Below are 344 nucleotides of genomic sequence, written 5' to 3'. Positions count from 1 at the left end.
TATCAAAATCTGGTATTAGCGCAGGTAAAAGTACACAGCACGTTTGCGCATTACCTCGATGCCAGAAACTTTCCGGAAGGAAACCCAGAAGCGAATCCAGATGAAGAGAAACTCGAAGTTTGGTATATCGACAGCAAGAGCTATGAGGATAACGAGCAGATCCAATTTGCGTTATCCAGTCCTGCAGACTTGCAGGGCATTATGCTACCCACTCGTCAGATCCACTCTCTTTGTACTTGGTGCATGCGCAATCAATATCGCGGGGCCTCATGCGGGTATACCGGTACCGCTTATTTTGATGAAGACGGCAACCCAACGGACGACCCCAGCAAGGATAAATGCTC

At 48.3% G+C, this 344-nt stretch carries 1 protein-coding gene; it reads left to right on the top strand.

Annotated features, from left to right (window positions below; translation table 11 throughout):
* Positions 1 to 344, top strand: a 344-nt coding sequence (locus tag HUZ92_RS20745; RefSeq protein ID WP_174846897.1) for a phage minor tail protein L, incomplete at both ends; no start/stop codon positions are given.

Origin of the sequence: Yersinia vastinensis, assembly GCF_902726565.1 — a bacterium.
GTDB lineage: Bacteria > Pseudomonadota > Gammaproteobacteria > Enterobacterales > Enterobacteriaceae > Yersinia > Yersinia vastinensis.
The sequence above is the reverse complement of the archived record's forward strand: the minus strand, read 5'-3'. Positions and strand labels throughout refer to the sequence as shown.